Annotated in this window: 19 protein-coding genes; 4 read left to right on the top strand and 15 right to left on the bottom strand. The window is 39.6% G+C overall.

Annotated features, from left to right (window positions below):
• Positions 1-5: 5 nt before the first annotated feature.
• The 13 genes from mnmA to GVX98_RS08515 form a co-directional block, all read right to left on the bottom strand.
• A complete protein-coding gene (mnmA, locus tag GVX98_RS08575) occupies positions 6-1,139 on the bottom strand; it encodes a tRNA 2-thiouridine(34) synthase MnmA (RefSeq protein WP_004980838.1) in 1,134 nt (377 codons plus the stop codon).
• 4 nt (positions 1,140-1,143) lie between these two features.
• Positions 1,144-1,629, bottom strand: a complete 486-nt coding sequence (locus GVX98_RS08570; RefSeq protein WP_159127816.1) for an NUDIX hydrolase — start codon at positions 1,627-1,629, stop codon at positions 1,144-1,146.
• A 254-nt stretch (positions 1,630-1,883) separates the two neighbouring features.
• Positions 1,884-2,828, bottom strand: a complete 945-nt coding sequence (locus GVX98_RS08565; RefSeq protein WP_159127815.1) for a phosphatidate cytidylyltransferase — start codon at positions 2,826-2,828, stop codon at positions 1,884-1,886.
• A complete protein-coding gene (locus GVX98_RS08560) occupies positions 2,825-3,523 on the bottom strand; it encodes a 1-acyl-sn-glycerol-3-phosphate acyltransferase (RefSeq protein ID WP_159127814.1) in 699 nt (232 codons plus the stop codon). Before GVX98_RS08560 ends, GVX98_RS08565 begins: the two co-directional genes overlap by 4 nt.
• A 56-nt stretch (positions 3,524-3,579) precedes the next feature.
• Positions 3,580-4,014, bottom strand: coding sequence for a hypothetical protein (locus GVX98_RS08555; RefSeq protein WP_159127813.1), 435 nt, complete (start codon positions 4,012-4,014; stop codon positions 3,580-3,582).
• Entirely contained in the window at positions 4,011-5,369 is a 1,359-nt protein-coding gene (locus GVX98_RS08550; RefSeq protein ID WP_159127812.1) for a phosphatase PAP2/dual specificity phosphatase family protein, read from the bottom strand. Before GVX98_RS08550 ends, GVX98_RS08555 begins: the two co-directional genes overlap by 4 nt.
• A gap of 77 nt (positions 5,370-5,446) precedes the next feature.
• On the bottom strand, positions 5,447-7,195 hold the full coding sequence (locus GVX98_RS08545; protein WP_004980828.1) for a bifunctional alpha/beta hydrolase/class I SAM-dependent methyltransferase: 1,749 nt from the start codon (positions 7,193-7,195) through the stop codon (positions 5,447-5,449).
• Positions 7,196-7,219: 24 nt separating this feature from the next.
• Positions 7,220-7,858, bottom strand: coding sequence for a CDP-alcohol phosphatidyltransferase family protein (locus tag GVX98_RS08540; protein ID WP_159127811.1), 639 nt, complete (start codon positions 7,856-7,858; stop codon positions 7,220-7,222).
• Positions 7,859-8,087: 229 nt separating this feature from the next.
• Complete coding sequence (locus GVX98_RS08535; protein WP_004694206.1) at positions 8,088-8,624, bottom strand: gamma carbonic anhydrase family protein; 537 nt, start codon at positions 8,622-8,624, stop codon at positions 8,088-8,090.
• A 92-nt stretch (positions 8,625-8,716) separates the two neighbouring features.
• Positions 8,717-9,865, bottom strand: coding sequence for a D-alanyl-D-alanine carboxypeptidase PBP5/6 (gene dacC / locus GVX98_RS08530; protein ID WP_004694204.1), 1,149 nt, complete (start codon positions 9,863-9,865; stop codon positions 8,717-8,719).
• A gap of 117 nt (positions 9,866-9,982) precedes the next feature.
• The gene (locus GVX98_RS08525; protein ID WP_004694202.1) at positions 9,983-10,369 is read right to left on the bottom strand and encodes an MCR_0457 family protein; all 387 of its coding nucleotides are present in this window, start codon (positions 10,367-10,369) and stop codon (positions 9,983-9,985) included.
• 193 nt (positions 10,370-10,562) lie between these two features.
• On the bottom strand, positions 10,563-10,937 hold the full coding sequence (locus tag GVX98_RS08520) for an MCR_0457 family protein (protein ID WP_010326344.1): 375 nt from the start codon (positions 10,935-10,937) through the stop codon (positions 10,563-10,565).
• Between the two features lie 309 nt (positions 10,938-11,246).
• Positions 11,247-11,765, bottom strand: a complete 519-nt coding sequence (locus tag GVX98_RS08515; protein WP_228716278.1) for a MerR family transcriptional regulator — start codon at positions 11,763-11,765, stop codon at positions 11,247-11,249.
• Between the two features lie 343 nt (positions 11,766-12,108).
• Between GVX98_RS08515 and GVX98_RS08510 the strand changes: the two genes are divergently transcribed.
• Positions 12,109-12,873 (top strand): hypothetical protein, encoded by a 765-nt coding sequence (locus GVX98_RS08510; RefSeq protein ID WP_159127973.1) that lies wholly within the window; start codon positions 12,109-12,111, stop codon positions 12,871-12,873.
• Between the two features lie 183 nt (positions 12,874-13,056).
• On the opposite strand, the gene GVX98_RS08505 is transcribed toward GVX98_RS08510, so the two are convergent.
• On the bottom strand, positions 13,057-13,332 hold the full coding sequence (locus GVX98_RS08505) for a putative quinol monooxygenase (protein WP_159127809.1): 276 nt from the start codon (positions 13,330-13,332) through the stop codon (positions 13,057-13,059).
• Positions 13,325-14,491 (bottom strand): catalase family protein, encoded by a 1,167-nt coding sequence (locus tag GVX98_RS08500; protein ID WP_159127808.1) that lies wholly within the window; start codon positions 14,489-14,491, stop codon positions 13,325-13,327. Before GVX98_RS08500 ends, GVX98_RS08505 begins: the two co-directional genes overlap by 8 nt.
• Positions 14,492-14,737: 246 nt before the next feature.
• Between GVX98_RS08500 and GVX98_RS08495 the strand changes: the two genes are divergently transcribed.
• The 3 genes from GVX98_RS08495 to GVX98_RS08485 all read left to right on the top strand — a co-directional run bounded on the left by GVX98_RS08495 (position 14,738) and on the right by GVX98_RS08485 (position 17,665).
• Entirely contained in the window at positions 14,738-15,442 is a 705-nt protein-coding gene (locus tag GVX98_RS08495; RefSeq protein WP_004980815.1) for a DUF1003 domain-containing protein, read from the top strand.
• Between the two features lie 480 nt (positions 15,443-15,922).
• A complete protein-coding gene (gene surE / locus GVX98_RS08490) occupies positions 15,923-16,693 on the top strand; it encodes a 5'/3'-nucleotidase SurE (protein WP_004980812.1) in 771 nt (256 codons plus the stop codon).
• 153 nt (positions 16,694-16,846) lie between these two features.
• Entirely contained in the window at positions 16,847-17,665 is an 819-nt protein-coding gene (locus GVX98_RS08485; protein ID WP_004980810.1) for a peptidoglycan DD-metalloendopeptidase family protein, read from the top strand.
• Positions 17,666-17,707 lie beyond the last annotated feature (42 nt).

Raw genomic sequence — 17,707 nt, 5'->3', positions numbered from 1 at the left:
ATCCTTTAAATAAAATCAGGTTTAGGAGCATTGGTATGATGAATCACGCCACCGCCTAAACAAACTTCACCTGAGTAGAATACGACACTCTGACCCGGAGTCACAGCACGTTGAGGTTCATCGAACTCAACACGTACGCCACCTGGGGTAGTCGGATCATTAAAGATCACACAATCTTGGTCATCTTGGCGATAGCGCGTCCGTGAGGTACAACGGAAACCTGTTTCAGAAATCTGCATTTCACCTGCGACCCAGTCAATCGTTTCACTCCAAAGCGCAGTACTTTGCATCAGTGGATGTTCATGACCTTGACCAATCACCAAACGGTTGTTTTCAATATCTTTATGTAGAACGAACCATGCGCCTTCAGCCACACCTTTCAAACCACCAATACCAATACCACCGCGTTGACCGAGCGTATAGTACATTAAGCCGTGATGTTCACCAACCTCTTTGCCATCATCTAAGACGATTTTTCCAGCTTGTGCAGGTAAGTATTGTTTTAAGAAGTCATTAAAACGACGTTCACCAATAAAACAGATGCCCGTTGAGTCTTTTTTCTTCGCTGTGACTAAGTCGTATTGTTCGGCAATCTTACGTACTTCAGGCTTTTCAATTTCCCCTACAGGGAACAACGTTTTATTAATTTCACGGCCATGTACAGCGTGTAAGAAATAGGTCTGGTCTTTGTTTTTATCTAAACCACGCAGTAAAGGTGCATATTCCTCACCTTTAGAGTTGGTCATGGTTTCGCCGCGACGTGCATAGTGACCAGTCGCAATAAAGTCTGCGCCCAGTTGCATAGCATGATCTAAGAACGCACGGAATTTGATTTCTTTATTACATAAAATATCTGGGTTTGGAGTACGGCCTGCAGCATATTCCGCTAAGAAATGCTCAAATACACGATCCCAATATTCCATAGCAAAGTTGGCGGTGTGTAGTTTAATCCCTAGTTTGTCACAGACGGCTTGAGCATCGGCTAAGTCTTCCATAGCCGTGCAGTATTCCGTGCCATCGTCTTCTTCCCAGTTTTTCATGAAAAGACCTTCAACTTGATAACCTTGTTGAAGAAGAAGAGCAGCAGAAACAGATGAATCTACACCACCCGACATACCGACGATGACACGTTGTTGCATAGGACTAGGCATCCAAACTTGAAATAAGGGGAGAATTTTGGTGCTCATAAACGAGCGATAAAGGATATTTTTGACCCGTGAGTGCGTCTTGAACCGCTTTAATCACCAATGGACTACGTGCACGAGCCGTTTCGAGCAGCTCATCTAAAGTCATCCATACTGCACCCACGATACCTGTATCGAGTTCAGCGGTTGGACTGTGATGAAGTGACTGCGCTAAAAAGCAGAAACGATAATACGTGCGGTCTGGAAACATGGGTGGTGTATAGGTATAAATGCCCAATAACGCATCTATAGACACTTCATGTCCAGTTTCTTCCATAGTTTCACGAATGGCAGCTTCGATGAGTGTTTCACCTGATTCAACATGACCTGCAGGCTGGTTAAATACAGTGTGTGTCACACCCGCAGTATGCTCTTCTACAAATAGAAATTTTCCGTCTTTTTCAACAACAGTTGCGACGGTGACGTGAGCTGTCCAAGCGGTCATATAAAAGCACCATGGGGTAAAAGGGCTATTCTACAAAATTTAGCAGTGCGTGGCTATGGAGATTTGCTTTGGTTTGAGACGCATTCGGAAGCGGTTAAGAAAATTACAAAAGGACGCTTGTAAGGTAATATCACATAGACGTTAGCAGCATCGACAAAATATTATGAGGCAGAACGCAAGCCAAGCGATTACTGAAACTGGGTTGGTCTAGGGGAAATTTATCGTTTAAATATTTGTCTAACCCAATTTTCCAATTAACTCCACCAATATCTAAGTATATGAAAGAAAATAGGTGCAGAAAAACAAATAGAATCAATGCGGTCTAGCATTCCGCCATGGCCATGAATGAGTTGTCCCCAATCCTTAACACCACGATCACGTTTAATCGCAGACATAACGAGGCCGCCAAAAAAGCCAAAGATACAAACAACTAATCCAATACAAGCAGCTTGAACATAGCTAAACGGCGTTAACCAAGCCATTGCAGTCCCTAAAGCTGTGGCTAAGAAAATACCACCGAGTAGGCCTTCGACTGTTTTTGATGGGGATAAAACGGGTGCAACTTTGTGTTTACCAAATAATTTTCCACACACATACTGCAACACGTCAGAGGCTTGAACCACCATAATTAACCAAATGGCTAGCCAAATCGGTTCACCTTTAAATTCTGGAAGTTTCAAATTCAACAATGCTGGAACATGTGAAATACAGAATACGCTGACCATGAGCCCCCATTGAATTTTTGAACTACGTTCTAGAAAATGGGTGGTGTCTTCTTGTTTTAAGCTGGCAATAGGAATTAATAAAAATACATAGAGCGGAATAAAGATTGAATACAAGCCATACCAGTCGGTATAAATCAAATAATATTGATAGGGAATAACAAAATAGAATGCAATCAGTAATGGAAAATAATCGCCCCGTCTGGTCGGCAGCAAGCTAATGAACTCACGCAGGGCAAACAAAGAGATAATTCCAAATAATACAATAAATGCGGTTTTTCCGAGTAAAATTGCAGCAGCAATCACGATGAGCATGACCCACCATGCATTGATTCGTGCATTTAAGTTATCAATAACTGGTGACGATTGAGAGCCTGCTTTTTGTTTGAGAATAAAACCAACAGTTGAAGCAAAAACTAAAATGCCTGCAAAAATAGCAAATAGGGTATAGGTTTTATTAAGGTTGTCTAACATCATTGATTTTCAACCTCTTTTAATTTTAATAATTGTTTTTGTGCATAATCTATAAAGATTGCCTTATCCATGTCTAAATGTTGTTCTAAAGGGCAACCAAAACATACTGTAGAAAGCAAAGGTAGAGGGATAAATGCGCCTTTGGGCATAACCCGTCTTAAATTTGAAATCCAAACGGGAACAATTTCAATGTCTGGAAACTGTTTGTGCAAACTATATAAGCCACTTTTGAAGGGTAATAATTCAATATCATCATTTAGATTGCGCGTACCTTCAGGGAAAAAGATAATCGAGTAGCCTTGTTCAAGTGCATCTTTAACGGGTTGTAATGGATCAGTGTGATCATCTCGGTTGCGTTGAATCGTTATACCATTGAAGGTATCTCTAATAAGGAATTGGCGAAAGCCATCTTTCAGCCAATAATCAGAAGCAGCCACAGGCTTGGTTTTCCGTCGCATGATTGTCGGCAAAGATGACCACAGCAGTATAAAGTCGATATGGCTATTGTGGTTGGCGTAATAAATACGCTGTTTGGGCACAGGCTGGCAACCGATCCATAAACTACGTGTACCTGTTAACAGACGCGCTCCACGCCGTGTAAAAAATGCAATTAAACGGGCAATAGAATGAGTCGCAAAATGACTTTGAGTTTGCTCTAAAGCTGTTTTTTTCTCGTTTTGAAGCGGAGTTTTATTCATTGCATAAACCAATTTTATCAATAATTTCAATGGAATTTTAGCCAGTAGAAAGAGGTTTATTGTGCCAATAATTTATAAATTAGAATCACTAGAACTATATATTGTATAAACAAGACAGTTATTTGCAGTTTAAACAAACGGAAACAGCCTGCAAAGCGCAAAGACCAATCTCGACCCACTTTCGATTTTGGTATGAGCTTAAATTGCAGTAATGATTGATCAAACTGTTGCGTTAAGTCTTCGATGGCCACTTTATCAGATTGTTGTGCAATCACTTCAATGAGTTCAGCATCAAATTTCAACCTGAGTGCTAGGTAATGCTGTATTGCCATCAAGCCGAAACATAAAAAAATTAATATCCAAAACTCAAGAGATTGCCAGCTTTTAAGTAGTATAGCCAAAATGGTTAAGACAAACGCGACATAGCCTGAAAATAACAAACCATACGTTGCAGATAAAAGTTTTGCCGCCACATAAAAGTGCATTTTCATGGGGCTGATCCTTTGAGTTTTAACTGATAAGTATTGAGATTTTTGATTTGTACGTCGTTCAGTCTAACCCATGGTCTAGCGGATTGAACTATTTGAATGGCCTCATTTACCTGTGTTGCATGCTGCTGTTGCATAAGCCAAGCGCAGAGAATAGCACTACTTCTGGAATAACCCAGCGCACAGTAAATTAATACATGCTGTTGTGTGCTCTGGCTTGAAGCTGCTGCCATTAATTGGTTGAACACTTCAACTGCACGTTCAAGTTGGTCGGCCTGTAAAGGAATTAAGTCTAAACTTGAGTATTGAAAATATGAATTTTTTGAATTCACTGGCAACTCTGCAACACAATCAAAAACGGCCTGATATTTTTGTATTGTAGAACGTGTTGGGATGCGCCCTAAAAAAATGGTTGTGTTTTCAATTTTTAAAATTTGGGAGTCTTCGGGATGTTTCTTTGTCCAGATTCGACTGTTCAACCACGCAAAGATTAGGTAAGGGGTAAATAACATTGTAGCGGCAATGCTCAAACTTCCATCTGCTTGCTTTTGGAAGAAATGAGGGCGAACTAAATAGTAGCTTAAAGCAACGCCAAATAGACTGATTGCTGGATAAAGTAACCATAATCCCCAAGGTTGGAACAGATAGGCCAAGATTAGGAAAAGTAATGCGGCGCATAGGTAATAACTTCCTAACTTTAAATGCTTCGGCGTTAAAGTCTGCAAACCATCTTTTTTAAAGGGTGATTTTGCCGTAAGTGGAAATAACCACAAACATAATGCACCTGCCAATAAACCTGTTGGAATATCGATAAAATGATGTTGCCATGTGGTGAGTACCGATATGCCAATTAAAAATGACCAAAGGTCGACAAAGTATCTCCACTGACCTGAGCTGTGTCTGCGGAAGAAGTCCCAAAGGATGACCAATAAAACGATATGGAGAGAAGGTGCTTGGTTAAAAGGTTTATCAAAACCCATCAAAACATCAAACCATAGGCCAAAAAAGCCATCTAAAGGTGGTCGTTCAAAACTAAATTTGAGTGGAAAAAGAAGAAAGTAACTGATCGAAATCAGCTGTGCGCTAAATAGCCGAAGTGCATGCTGTTTCAGCTCAAATTTATTCCAACATAACAGCAAAGATAGACCGTAAAAAAGATCAATGGACCAATATGGCACGATGCTCCATGACCAAAGCGGAATGTGTTTTTCCCAGTCATAGACAATACTCGGCACATTGGGCAGTTGTGATGCATAGTGATTTGCAAATCCATAAGTGAGAAAGAAAAACGGTGCAAGGAAAATCAAACACAGGATTCCCCATTTCCAAGTGCCTGTTTCTTTTTTCAGTATTTGCATAAAACGTCCACAGATTATTATTTTTAAGTTTTACATGGATGACATGATCCAAAGACTGATCATGTCATCCTGTGATTTTAAAGCTTTTGGGCAACGGACACGGTAAATATTCCAAACTCATCAATACATTGATCTACTTTTTTAAAGCCTGCTGCTTCTACAAGGGCATCCATTTCAGCCTGAGAACGTAAACGCATGACCCATGCATCACCTTCACGATGTGAGGTTAGGGCGCGTGCAATAAATTCTTGCTGAGGATGCCAAATTTGACCTGTGTAAATTAAATAACCATCTTTGAGGATGGCTTTGCTTAAACCTTCCAGTGATTGTCGCAGCAGGTCATTATCACTAAACAATTCATATAAGCCAGAAACCACAGCCAACGTCGGTTTCGGTTTAACAGATGCAAGGGATTGTGTATCAAATGCATCGGCTTGAACAAATTCAGCGACATCACTTAAGCCTCGTTCTGCAATCATTTGTTGCCCAGCTTGGACATTAATATCACTATAATCGCGCAATAAAATCGAGTCTGGGCGTTTCGGAAGTTGTGTAACTGCATCTAAAATATAACGACCGTGTCCTGAAGCAATATCCATAATTCTGAGTGGTTTACGCTTTTTGATGAGAATGTCAGCGTATTTCTGTACCAGATGTTCAATGTTTTGTTTACGGATACGAATACCACGCCAACCAATCGCATTGAGATATTGTCGGTCAATGATTTTACCAATCGGATTAGCACTTTCTGTTTGATTGCGATAAACGAAGTCTAAAGTGCTACCGGAGTCATACCCTGTATCTTCGCCAATTTTTAAGCCTTTAGATAAATGACTTCCTATTTTCAAATTCTTTTTAGTCAACTCCCAAAATGCATTCTTCATGGATTTCGCTGGGAGTGGCGCACTAAGATCCTCTGCAATGGCACAACTTGAACCAATTTTATCGGCATTTAAAAGATCAGGGGCTTGATATTCCAAAGCAAAACATTGCTGAATAAAACGACGGATTTTTTCAGTCGCTATATGACGGTCTTTTTCACCCAAAGTATCGTGAAAGAAGCCATCTAATATATGAAATTCTTTTTTGGGATGCGGTAGTTTTTGATAAAACTGTTGCTGCGGTTTTTGGAAGACCACAAAATCTGAGCCTGAACATAAAACTTGTGTTGGAACAAAGATATTTTGTGCATCCGCAACAATACGTTTTGAAGCATCATATAGCCCCAATAACATTCTGACTGAAATGGCTTTAGCAATTTTAGGGTCGGTATCATAGCTTTGAGCACGTTGTTTATCATGCGTGAGCATATTGGCTTTTACATAGCTTTGTATAAAGAAATTGCCACGCAACTTTGCCATCACCCTTAAGCTTGGTTCAGCAAAAGGCACATATAATTTAATATCAAAAGCAGGAGAGGCTAAGCAGAGCGCACGAATTCTAGGTGCATAATCATGCACCCAAGTTGCAGCTAAAACAGCACCAACACTTTGAGCGACTACGGCAATATTTTCCGCAGAAATGGCATATTGCTGTTCAATATGTTGTACGAAAACTTGAATGTCTTTGACACATGCAGAAAAGCTTGGCGCATCACCACGCTCACCAGGCGAATGACCATGGCCACGTGCATCCCATGCAAAGAAATCGAAATCTGGTAAATTAAGTTCGTTAACTAAATGCGCCATACGCCCCGAGTGTTCATGGCCACGGTGAAAGAGAATAATGGCTTTTTTTGTTGTAGATGGTGTAGCCGTTGCCCAGTGTTGGTAAAACAGTTCGGTCCCATCATGACTGGTAAAAGTGTGTTGACTATTGTTATACATCTATTTTTACTCTGAATAATAAAATTATGAAGAAGTTGTCTTTAAACTATTTTTAATTCGGTTAAATATGGTGAGCAGAAGCAGTAGAGCAATGAGAATAAGAATGCCATTACAAATTCTACCGAGAAGTTGTAGATTTGTACTGATGTATGGAAATATTACAATAATAACAGCAATTAAACTGAGCCAAAAAGCGCGATCACTTTTACCCATTGGGCCATCGTAACGCCGTTCTTGGCCAATAAGTGGCGCCATTACACCTGTATATTCGCTGAGCAGGGCAAGAAAAATGACAAGCAATAATAGTTTTGCATTAATAAAACCAAAGGCAATAAAACAAAGATAGAGTGCAGTATCGGAAATAATGTCACACAATTCATTATAAAAAGCGCCCAAGTTGGACTGCTGTCTAAACTCACGCGCTAACATGCCATCAATTGCATTGAAGGCCATACGAATGAGCATCCACAGTGGAAATAACAATAAAAGCCCAGAAATAGGATGAGTTAGATAATAGCAATATAAGAAATAGCCTAAGCAAGTCGAAATCAACATCGCCAATAAAGTGACTTGATTTGCTGTAATTCCAGATTTATATAACAGTTGTACAAAAGGTCGTAATAGATTTTGAAATGCTGGTTTTAATTGATAGATAGATGGCATCGTTTTAATAATTAATAATAGTTGTTGAAATTTTAGTCAGATTGCACAAGGTTTATCAAGTGCTATTAAGAGGCTAAAAATTAAATGATTTCCTTGTATGAGTTTTCGGTGTTTATATTCACAGCATCGTCAGGCAATATGATATGCGAACAAAAAAGCTCAAAGGCTTTGCAGCAGATTCTAAGAATATTATTGTATCTGCCAAATGCAGGGGAAATAGCCCCAATGATTATGACTCTAAATAATGCCCCGAAACTTTGACATAGTTTTGTGCTGAATATGGTAAAAATGCTAATTCTTTTTCTGTCAGAGGACGAACTTTTTTAGCAGGACTACCGACATATAAGTAGCCACTTTCCAGCACTTTCCCTGGTGGAACCAGTGTTCCTGCGCCAATCATAACGTCGTCAGGAATGATGACATCGTCCAAAACAATGCTATTGATACCAATTAAAACACGGTTGCCGATGGTACAGCCATGTAAGGTGACATGGTGACCAATGGTAACATCTTCACCAATGATTAACGGCGAGCCATTTGGTTTATCTGCTTTTTTATGACTAACATGCAGCATTGCATGGTCTTGTACATTCGAGTTTTTACCAATCCGAATATGATTTACATCACCACGAATCACAGCAAAAGGCCACACAGAAACATTTTCAGCCAAGATGACATCACCAATCACTACCGACATTTCATCGATATAGCAGTTGTTGCCAAGCTGTGGAGTGCTGTTCAAATAAGGGCGAATATTTTTAGCCATTTTGGTGTTCTGCCTTTGCGTAGGTGTCCATTATAAAATAAAAAAGCACCCAGACCGAGGTGTGGATGCTTTAACTTAAGTCTAAATGTTGCTTAGAATAAGTTTGAGAAGAATTGTTTGATGTGGTCAAGCATACGTGCAAAGAAACCTGCTTCTTCAACATCTTTCAGCGCCACAAGTGGTTTTTCAGCAATCACTTTACCATCAAGGCTTGCTACATATTTACCAACCACTTGTCCTTTTTTCAACGGTGCAGTCAGTTTCGGTTGAACCACGAGTTGTGTTTTGATTGCGTTGGCTTGACCTTTAGGCATAGTCACGTTAAAGGTTTCAGCTAAACCAATTTGTACGTCACTTTCTTTACCAAACCACACTTTTGATTTTGCTAAAACTTGGTTCGCAGCTTGAACATTTTTAGTTTCAAAGTTTGCATAACCCCACGCTAAAATTTCACGTGTTTGCGTTGCGCGTTCTTGCATGCTTGGCGCACCAAAAATCACAGAAATCAAACGCATTGGGCCACGTTTAGCCGAAGTTGTTAAGCAATAACCCGCTTCGTCAGTATGACCAGTTTTTAAACCATCGACACTTGGGTCAGTATAAAGCAGGGCATTACGGTTGCCTTGTTTGATACCGTTAAAAGTAAATTCTTTTTCAGAATAAATCGGATAATATTTTGAACTGTCGTGAATGATGTGCTGTGCAAGCGTTGCCATGTCTTTAGCAGTCGAGTAGTGACCTTCAGCAGGCATACCTGTTGAGTTCATGAAGCTTGTATTGGTCATGCCGATACGTTTTGCTTCAGTGTTCATCATATGAACAAAAGTACCTTCGTTCCCAGCAATGTGCTCAGCCATGGCCTTAGATGCATCATTCCCTGATTGAATGATAATGCCGCGTAACATCTCTAATGCAGTCGCAGTACCATTTAATGGCACATACATACATGATTCTGAACTACTACCACGACACCAAGCAGACTCGTTCATCCGAACTTTTTCATCTTCGGTTAGCTCGCCCGCCAACAACTTTTGCTCAATAATGAAACTCGTCATCATTTTTGTCATTGACGCTGGTGCTAATTTTTCATTTTCATTTTTAGATGCGAGGATTTGCCCAGTCTCATAATCCATCAGCACATATGATTTATTATTTAGTTCTGGTGGTGAGGATAAGACAGTTGCTGCAAATGAAATGCTTGGTACGAGTAATGCCGCAGCAAGGGCGCTTTTTTGAATCATTCTAAGGGGTTCCGATTTCTTTAGTATAAGCACGAGAGCTTTGCATTTTAGGACAAAGTTCTGCCGACTTCTACGGGAGAAATCGGCTTATTTCAAAGATATTGTAACCAATTGGTATTATTTGCTGTAAGTGCTCAATTCTTTACAAATTTCTTGGTTTTTCGCTTTACCTGCTTTTTTCGCATCGGCTTGAGCTTCGGCTAAAATAGGCTTAAATTTTTTCTCTTTGCTGAGGCTTTTAAGGTATTCAGTCGGGTTTTTCTGTTGCGGTAGATATTCTTTGGCCAAAGTGTTGTAGCCATTTTCAAACTGACTCTGGTCTGAAACGAGACTTGGACAAACTTCTGATAGGACATAAATTGCAGCCAACTCTTGCTGCGTCACTTGTTGCAGTGGAGTCACTTCAATATTTTCGTCTTTATTGGCTGCATGAGCCGAACCGATGGCAATCAAAGAAGAACCACAAACTGCCAAAATCACTTTTTTCATTACATTCAAATTCATTCTAAACCCTAAGTGCATATATGTTGTTGCCATAATAGGATGAGCTTAAACAAATTTTAAGTAAATGTAAGCGAAAAAATGTATAGAAGCTGTTGAAGTCGCTTCATCGTTTTTACATTTTTCAGTCCAATAAAAAAAGGATGAATAACCCCATTATTCATCCTTTCTTTGCGATATAGATGTAGAACTTGAATTAACCTTCAAAGTTTACAACGTCATCACATACTGACTTTTGTTCTGCTTTGTCTGTACCCTTTGCATCTGTACGAGCTTCTTTCAGAATCGACTGGTATTCGCTGTCTGACTGTAATTTTGCATAGGTCATCGACTTATCTGAGTAGTCTTGTAAATAGGTTTGAATTAAAGTTTGAATATTGCTTTCAATTTTAGGGCCTTGACCCACCAAAGCAGGGCAAAATTCGGTCATGACTTGCGCTGCTGCAATATCTTCTTTTACGATGGTGTTGGCTTCTTCCGTGCTTAATCCCTCTAGTGCAAAAGCAGATTGAGAAATCATGATAGCCATGCCTAATCCGAAGAAATTACGTAATGTTAAGCTTTTAATCATTTTTAAAATCACATATTTATGGTGGATGCGGAGACTCAATATATATATTTTCAATTAGAATTCAATGAAAAGTTCTGACCAGTCATTTTTTAATAAAGTTTTTTGTTTTGGACCTTTTAATCGCCAATGATCATCCTAACTCTTCTAATCTTCAGTTTTGGCGGTCTTTAGGATGAGCTGCTTGTTGGTGCATGAATAATATTTAGGGATAAAAATGCTTACGATAGGTAAGCAGTGAACTCTATAGCCCTTAGATGAGAACTATTGGGTTTGATTTTCAAATGTTCAAATATTGAGAGCTAAAAAGCACTATAAGCTTCGAATAGCCGTAATCTCATCTTGTGTCATTTCGAGTGACTTTAAGAATTTTTGATGCTCATCAGGTTCCATCTCTTCAAATTTTTGATGCCACTTAATCATATCTTCTTTTGATAAACCTGCTGCGATCATAATCTCTGCCCATTTGGCTTTATTCACGAACTTTTCCTTTAATAAAATGGACTTTTTCAATAACTCAATGATGGCTTTTTGATGAGCTCTTAAGTTATTGATCTCTTGTTCCAATGCACGAAAATGATTTTCCAAGATCTGCCCTTGGGATATGCTAAGTGGTTCTAAAAGCAAACGAATATCTGAAATGGATAGTCCGTAAGAACGGTAGGAGATGATGCTTTTAAGACGCTCAATTTCACTTTCACCGTACCACCGGTATCCATTTTCAGCGATTAAGCTTGGTTTTAATAAACCCTGTTTCTCATAATAGAGGATAGTCGTTCTGGATAAACCGAGTTTTTTCGCTAAGCGAGATACAGTAAGCATAGTTGCCATCATTCGTTCATTGTCCGATTAAGCTAAACCCTTTACTTATAGACGGGTCAATCAGGAAGATATCAAAAATATCGCAAATTAAATTGATGCGAACAGAACATTTGTCATGGCTTATTTTACAGCTGTCTTTACGGGTAGCGAGCGGCAATATGAGCTTAGCTGTTTAACTCAGCTCAGCTTGCTTTTAAGTCGATTTAGAAAGCGAATGAATAAGTCTATAGATATTGTGGTGTTGAAAGCCATAAACAGCCTCTATGGGCGAGGTCTTTGAAATTTAAGATTGATTTCAGTTGTGAGCACTATTATTCAGCATAGTCAAAAGAATAAGGTTTGGGTGCGTATCATGACTGAAGAAAAAACATTGCATGAGGTGCTGAGCAAGGTGCCTGAAGTCACTTTGTTGTTTTGGATCATTAAAATTGCGGCAACAACACTGGGTGAAACAGCGGGGGATGCCTTATCCATGTCGCTTAATCTGGGGTATATCGTAAGTACGGGCATCTTCGCCATTATTTTTGCAATATTCGTCGCAGCACAGATTAAGGCCAAAAAATATAATGCATTTTTTTATTGGTCTACAATTATTGCAACAACAACTCTAGGGACAACTATAGCGGACTATGTTGATCGGACCTTAGGACTGGGCTATTTAGGTGGCAGCTTAATCTTATTCGGCTTACTTATTTTATCTTTATTGGCGTGGTACTACAGCAGTGGGTCAATTGCGGTACAGAGTATTCAATCTTCCAAAAGTGAAGCGTTTTATTGGCTGACCATCATGTTTTCCCAAACATTGGGCACAGCGCTAGGGGATTGGACAGCAGATACGCAAGGGCTGGGCTATACCAGTGCAGCACTTATCTTTGGCGGTTTACTTTTATTGCTGACGATGCTTTATATGTGGACCAAAATCTCTAGAACTTTCTTATTTTGGGCTGCATTTGTACTCACGCGGCCATTAGGTGCCGTACTGGGGGATTTCCTAGATAAGCCCATTAGTCACGGAGGGTTGGATCTGAGTCGATTTGGTGCATCCTTTATTTTATGTGCTTTTATCGTTTTTTGTTTGGTGGCTTTTAAACCCAAAGCAGCAGCGACCGCTCACTAAAAAGCTCTCAGCTTTAACACTTGCTCAATGCAAGATGATTAATACAAAAACCGCTATTCTTCATCATGTTTTTTAGTGCAGAACATTTTTAAATTTTAAGATCTGAATAGAGATAGCTTTCATTTGAGGGCTATTTCAAGTTCTGGTCATGGAAGCGTTATTTTATAGCTAGAAACTTAAACCTTATTCACCCTCAGATATTTTGTACTGCCGTTTAATGTTTTGCGTTTTCACTCCCCAAATGGACGAGGCCGTTCTACTTTGGTGATGTTTAAAACTTTTCATGCTATCAAACACTTCCTGCACCTCCCAGATAAAAGGGTCGAGGCATTGCTTGACCTCAAAAGAAATGCAACCGTCTTCTTGATGAGTTAATTCAATATGTTTTGGAAGGAGTTCCATCACCATACGGACTTCTTCTTTAGACACACAGATTAATAGGCCATCGAGTTTAACCATAGGACTCCTTATTGATCTCCGACATTGTTAGCGTTTGTTTAGCCGAATTCATCTCATGTCTGACGCGACTAATCTGGTCATATATGACTTTGCGCATTCGGTTTATCGCACCCAGTGGCTTATGTTCAGCTAATGCATGCCATGGTGTAAAGGAAAGATTTTCACAAAACTTATTTTGCTCAGGGGTATCAAAAACTTGCTGAGGAATATGAATTGTGGCCACCTTATAGAAAGGAGCTTGGTCTTCTTTCCATTCCGTCATCGAGTCTTCAACAGACATTGAGCTGGATGTCCGAGGTTGTACTAAAAACTCCATGCAGGCATCACGATCTTGTAAAGTTGTTCGAAGCGCCTCTCTTAAAAAGTCCTTTTGAGGAGTAACTGGAATCGGGCTAACAACGCTTGAACATGCACGAGCAGAGTACTTTACCGCTTGACGATGATCGCCGACTCCTAACTGATAGGGCACCATAGACCAGTATCTGGTTTGCAGTGGATTTGAAATTTTATTTCTAGTGTTTAAGGCAATCCAAGTCCCTTTAACTCCTAATGCAAAAGGGACATGCAGTTTTTTTAGAACTCGATCGCTATTGATATCTTGCATAAATGACAGATAGCGAGCAGGGTCATTTACAAAGAATACAGGGTGATTGATCATGATGAAATCTTGCGTAGACGCAGGTTCACCTAAAAGGTTTTTCTCTGGCACGGCTAAAAGTTTGATCGCCATGCCGCGTGCATCTTTTTTTATATCCGCCTGTTTTGCATTACTCGATCCATTCGAAAAACGAATCCACGCTTGATAAGTTTTTCCTGGAATAAAAACACCATAAGCCATGTTTTGAGGCAATGTCTCATTTATTTTAAATTCTGCGCGTACGCAACCATGTGCTTTAGGATGTGCATCACGTAGCGCGATATCTGTGGCATATTGTTTTCGGATTGTCATTTCAATGATGTTCGCGATTTCTTTAGCCGTGGTGGCCTCATTCGGATAAAGACTTTCACTTAGACCCAGATCTACATCTGGGTATATAAAATCTTTAGGAGAAGTCAACATTACAGGTGGTGTATTCGCTTCTACGTTACCGGTGATACCTGTGAGCAATATGGTATGAAAAAGTAGACCTAAACGCATAGGCCTTGCGGAGTTAGGCATTGATTGTCTCCTTGCTCTAAAGCTGGATTTTTTTAATTTTTAGCCTGATGATATGGACTTGTTTAGTCTTATTTAAGACACAGAATTATGATTATATCTGTGGCATTTTTTTATTCATGGCTACTGTCTAGAAAAAACTTAATGAGGAGCTAATCTTAGAGGTGCTGAAAATTTGACATTGGTTTAAAATTTGTTCGATGATGTTTATCTCCCCAAAACCAATAATGATTATAAAAGAGAACGAGCATGAGCGAAAAAAATCAAAGTCATGAATGTTTAGTCTGTGGGCAGAAATTCCTCATTAAAAATCTCATTCCTATGGGGGCAATACGAAAATCTATTACCGAAGAAATTTCACATGATTTTCCAGAATGGTTGCCTCAAAGTTATATATGCCAAGCAGACTTAACCAAATATCGAATTCAGTATGTTCATTCACTGTTAAAGTCTGAAAAGGGGGAAGTGACTGATCTTGAATATGAGGTGATTAAAAGTTTGCAACAACATGAAGTGATCACCAAAAATGTTGAAAATCAGTTGGATCAAAATTGGACTTTAGGGGAAAGGCTGGCAGATAAAATTGCGACCTTTGGCGGTAGTTGGGCTTTTCTCATGTGCTTTGCGACTTTCCTAGCTATTTGGATTATTGTTAATACAGTGGTCATGGTTACGCATCCTGCCGATCCTTATCCCTTTATTTTATTAAATTTAATTTTATCCTGTATTGCTGCGGTTCAAGCTCCCGTGATTATGATGAGCCAAAATAGACAGGAAGCCAAAGACAGATTGCGTTCACAAAACGATTATAAAATTAATTTAAAGGCAGAGTTAGAAATTCAACACTTAAATGAAAAACTAGATCATCTGTTGATGCATCAGTGGAATAGGTTAGCCCAAATACAAGAAATACAACTGGATTTGTTATCCGAAATGAGTAAAAAACGCGAATAACTTGGCTCAATATCCAAACACTTAAAAGCATGTTCTGTAATAGTGAGTGATAGCTAAACTCGCTTTCTTAGATTTTTTAACTCTTTGCTTTATAGTTATTTTTCTATGTAAGAGAAGAGTGCTTTTACAGAATCAAGAGATCTATATTTTATCTTTTTGAAGGCGTACTCTCCAGTAAACACTTTGAACGTATACTTAGCTTCTTTTATTTTTAGGCTCTCTCTTTTTTGTACTCTGCTCATGCAAGAGTGAAGTACTCACCCAGATCAATGATTTCATCTTTTCAGATTGCCTGATCTCAATGTATAGTCGTTCTGCATCGAGGACTCTATAGCTTTTCTTTTCGCTTTAAAGATTTAGTTTTTTTTAAAGCTACCCCCAAATCTACCTGTATGAATTGCAGATTAAAAAGACGAAGACGAGTGCAAAATAGATGTATAAGGCTTTTACCGACTCATATAGATTTAAGAAGATCCATCAGTGAATATTTTAATAGCTAATGACGATGGTGTTTTTGCACCAGGTATTCAAGCGCTCGCACATGCCTTACGTCCATTAGGTCGCGTGGTGATTGTAGCACCCGAAAGTGAACGCAGTGGTTTTTCCAGTGCTTTGACTTTAGATCGACCCTTACGCCCAATCGAAATTGCACCCGACATGTGGGCAGTCAATGGAACACCCGCCGACTGTGTCTATTTGTCCATGAATGGCTTATTTGACTTTGAGTTTGATCTGGTTGTTAGTGGCATCAATAGCGGGGCAAACTTGGGTGATGATGTACTCTACTCAGGTACAGTTGGAGCAGCATTTGAAGGGCGTCTAATGAAACAGCCAGCCATTGCGGTATCACTTGCGGGCCCTGAAGTGCGTTCGTACAACAGCCCAGAAGATTATCATCATGCCGCACAGTGGGTGCATGACTTTGTGAAACAAGGTTTGCCTGCATTGCCACCACGCCATATTTTAAATATTAATATTCCTGATGTAACTGAGTTACAGGGCGCTAAAATTACCTATCAAGGACGTCGTCTGCAGTCTAAGCCGATTAGCAGTCATGTTGACCCACGTGGTCGTCAAGTGTACTGGATTGGGCTTGCAGGTGAAGCTGTGGCAGAACCGAAAAGAGGCTATGATGAGGTAGAGTCAGACTTTTTCGCCGTGGCGAATGGTTTTGTGAGTATTACGCCTATTCAGATGGATGCAACCAACTATGAAGTTTTGCATGCATTACAAGGGCAAATAAGTGCTTAAAAGGCGCTACAGCTGAGCAATACAAGGAATGTATTCAGCTGTTTGTTATAACTTTGTGAAAATACGCGCAGAGATACTATTTTCACATACTTTTTTGCTAATCTTAGCGCAAATTAAACTGATTATTTTTTATATTTTTAGAGAGTAAGATAAATGTCTGTGTTGTCTCAAATTCGTTTCATTGCAATTCCTACAGCACTGCTGAAAACTGTCGTGTTATCCACTGCTGTAGTTTCAACTGTTATTTTGAGTGGTTGTGCTTCTAAACCACAGGTTAACAATGCAACACGTTTTGCGAAAGCACCAGACTATTATACAGTTCGTTCAGGCGATACGCTGAGTGGTATTGCAACTCGTTATGGGCTGAGTTATATCTCTGTTGCAGACATGAATGATATTGCTGCGCCGTATCGTATTTATGTGGGGCAGTCATTACGTTTAAAAGGTTCGGGTAGCCCACGTACAACCACGACGCAACCTATTACACAAACCGCTCCAATTCAACGTCAAAATGTTGGTCTCCCGAGTCAAAATACGACCACCACAACCACAACAACTCCTGCTAAAGTACCGACCGCACCTGTTGCGAGCTCTAAAAGTTCAACTTTACGCTGGGTAAAACCAAGTAATGGCGCTGTTTTGCAAGGTTATAATTTAGCAAATAATGTGAAAGGTATTCGCTATGCTGGTAACCAAGGTGATCCAATTTATGCAGCAGCAGATGGCCAAGTGGTGTATGCAGCAGACGGATTGAAAGAATATGGAAACTTAATTTTGGTTAAGCATATTGATGGTTATATCACAGCATATGCACACAACAGTGCAATGAATGTGAAGAGCGGTCAAAATGTGACGGCAGGGCAGAAAATTGCAGAAATGGGCTCCACAGGTGCAACGCGCACCATGTTAGAGTTCCAAGTACGCTTAGATGGCAAGCCAATCAATCCGACTATAGTTTTACCATTAAATTAAAAAATCTGGATGCAACGCAAAAAATTCACCGTATAATACAAT

It is taken from the genome of Acinetobacter sp. 8I-beige, assembly GCF_902505955.1.
Classification (GTDB): Bacteria; Pseudomonadota; Gammaproteobacteria; order Pseudomonadales; family Moraxellaceae; genus Acinetobacter; species Acinetobacter johnsonii.
The sequence above is the reverse complement of the archived record's forward strand: the minus strand, read 5'-3'. Positions and strand labels throughout refer to the sequence as shown.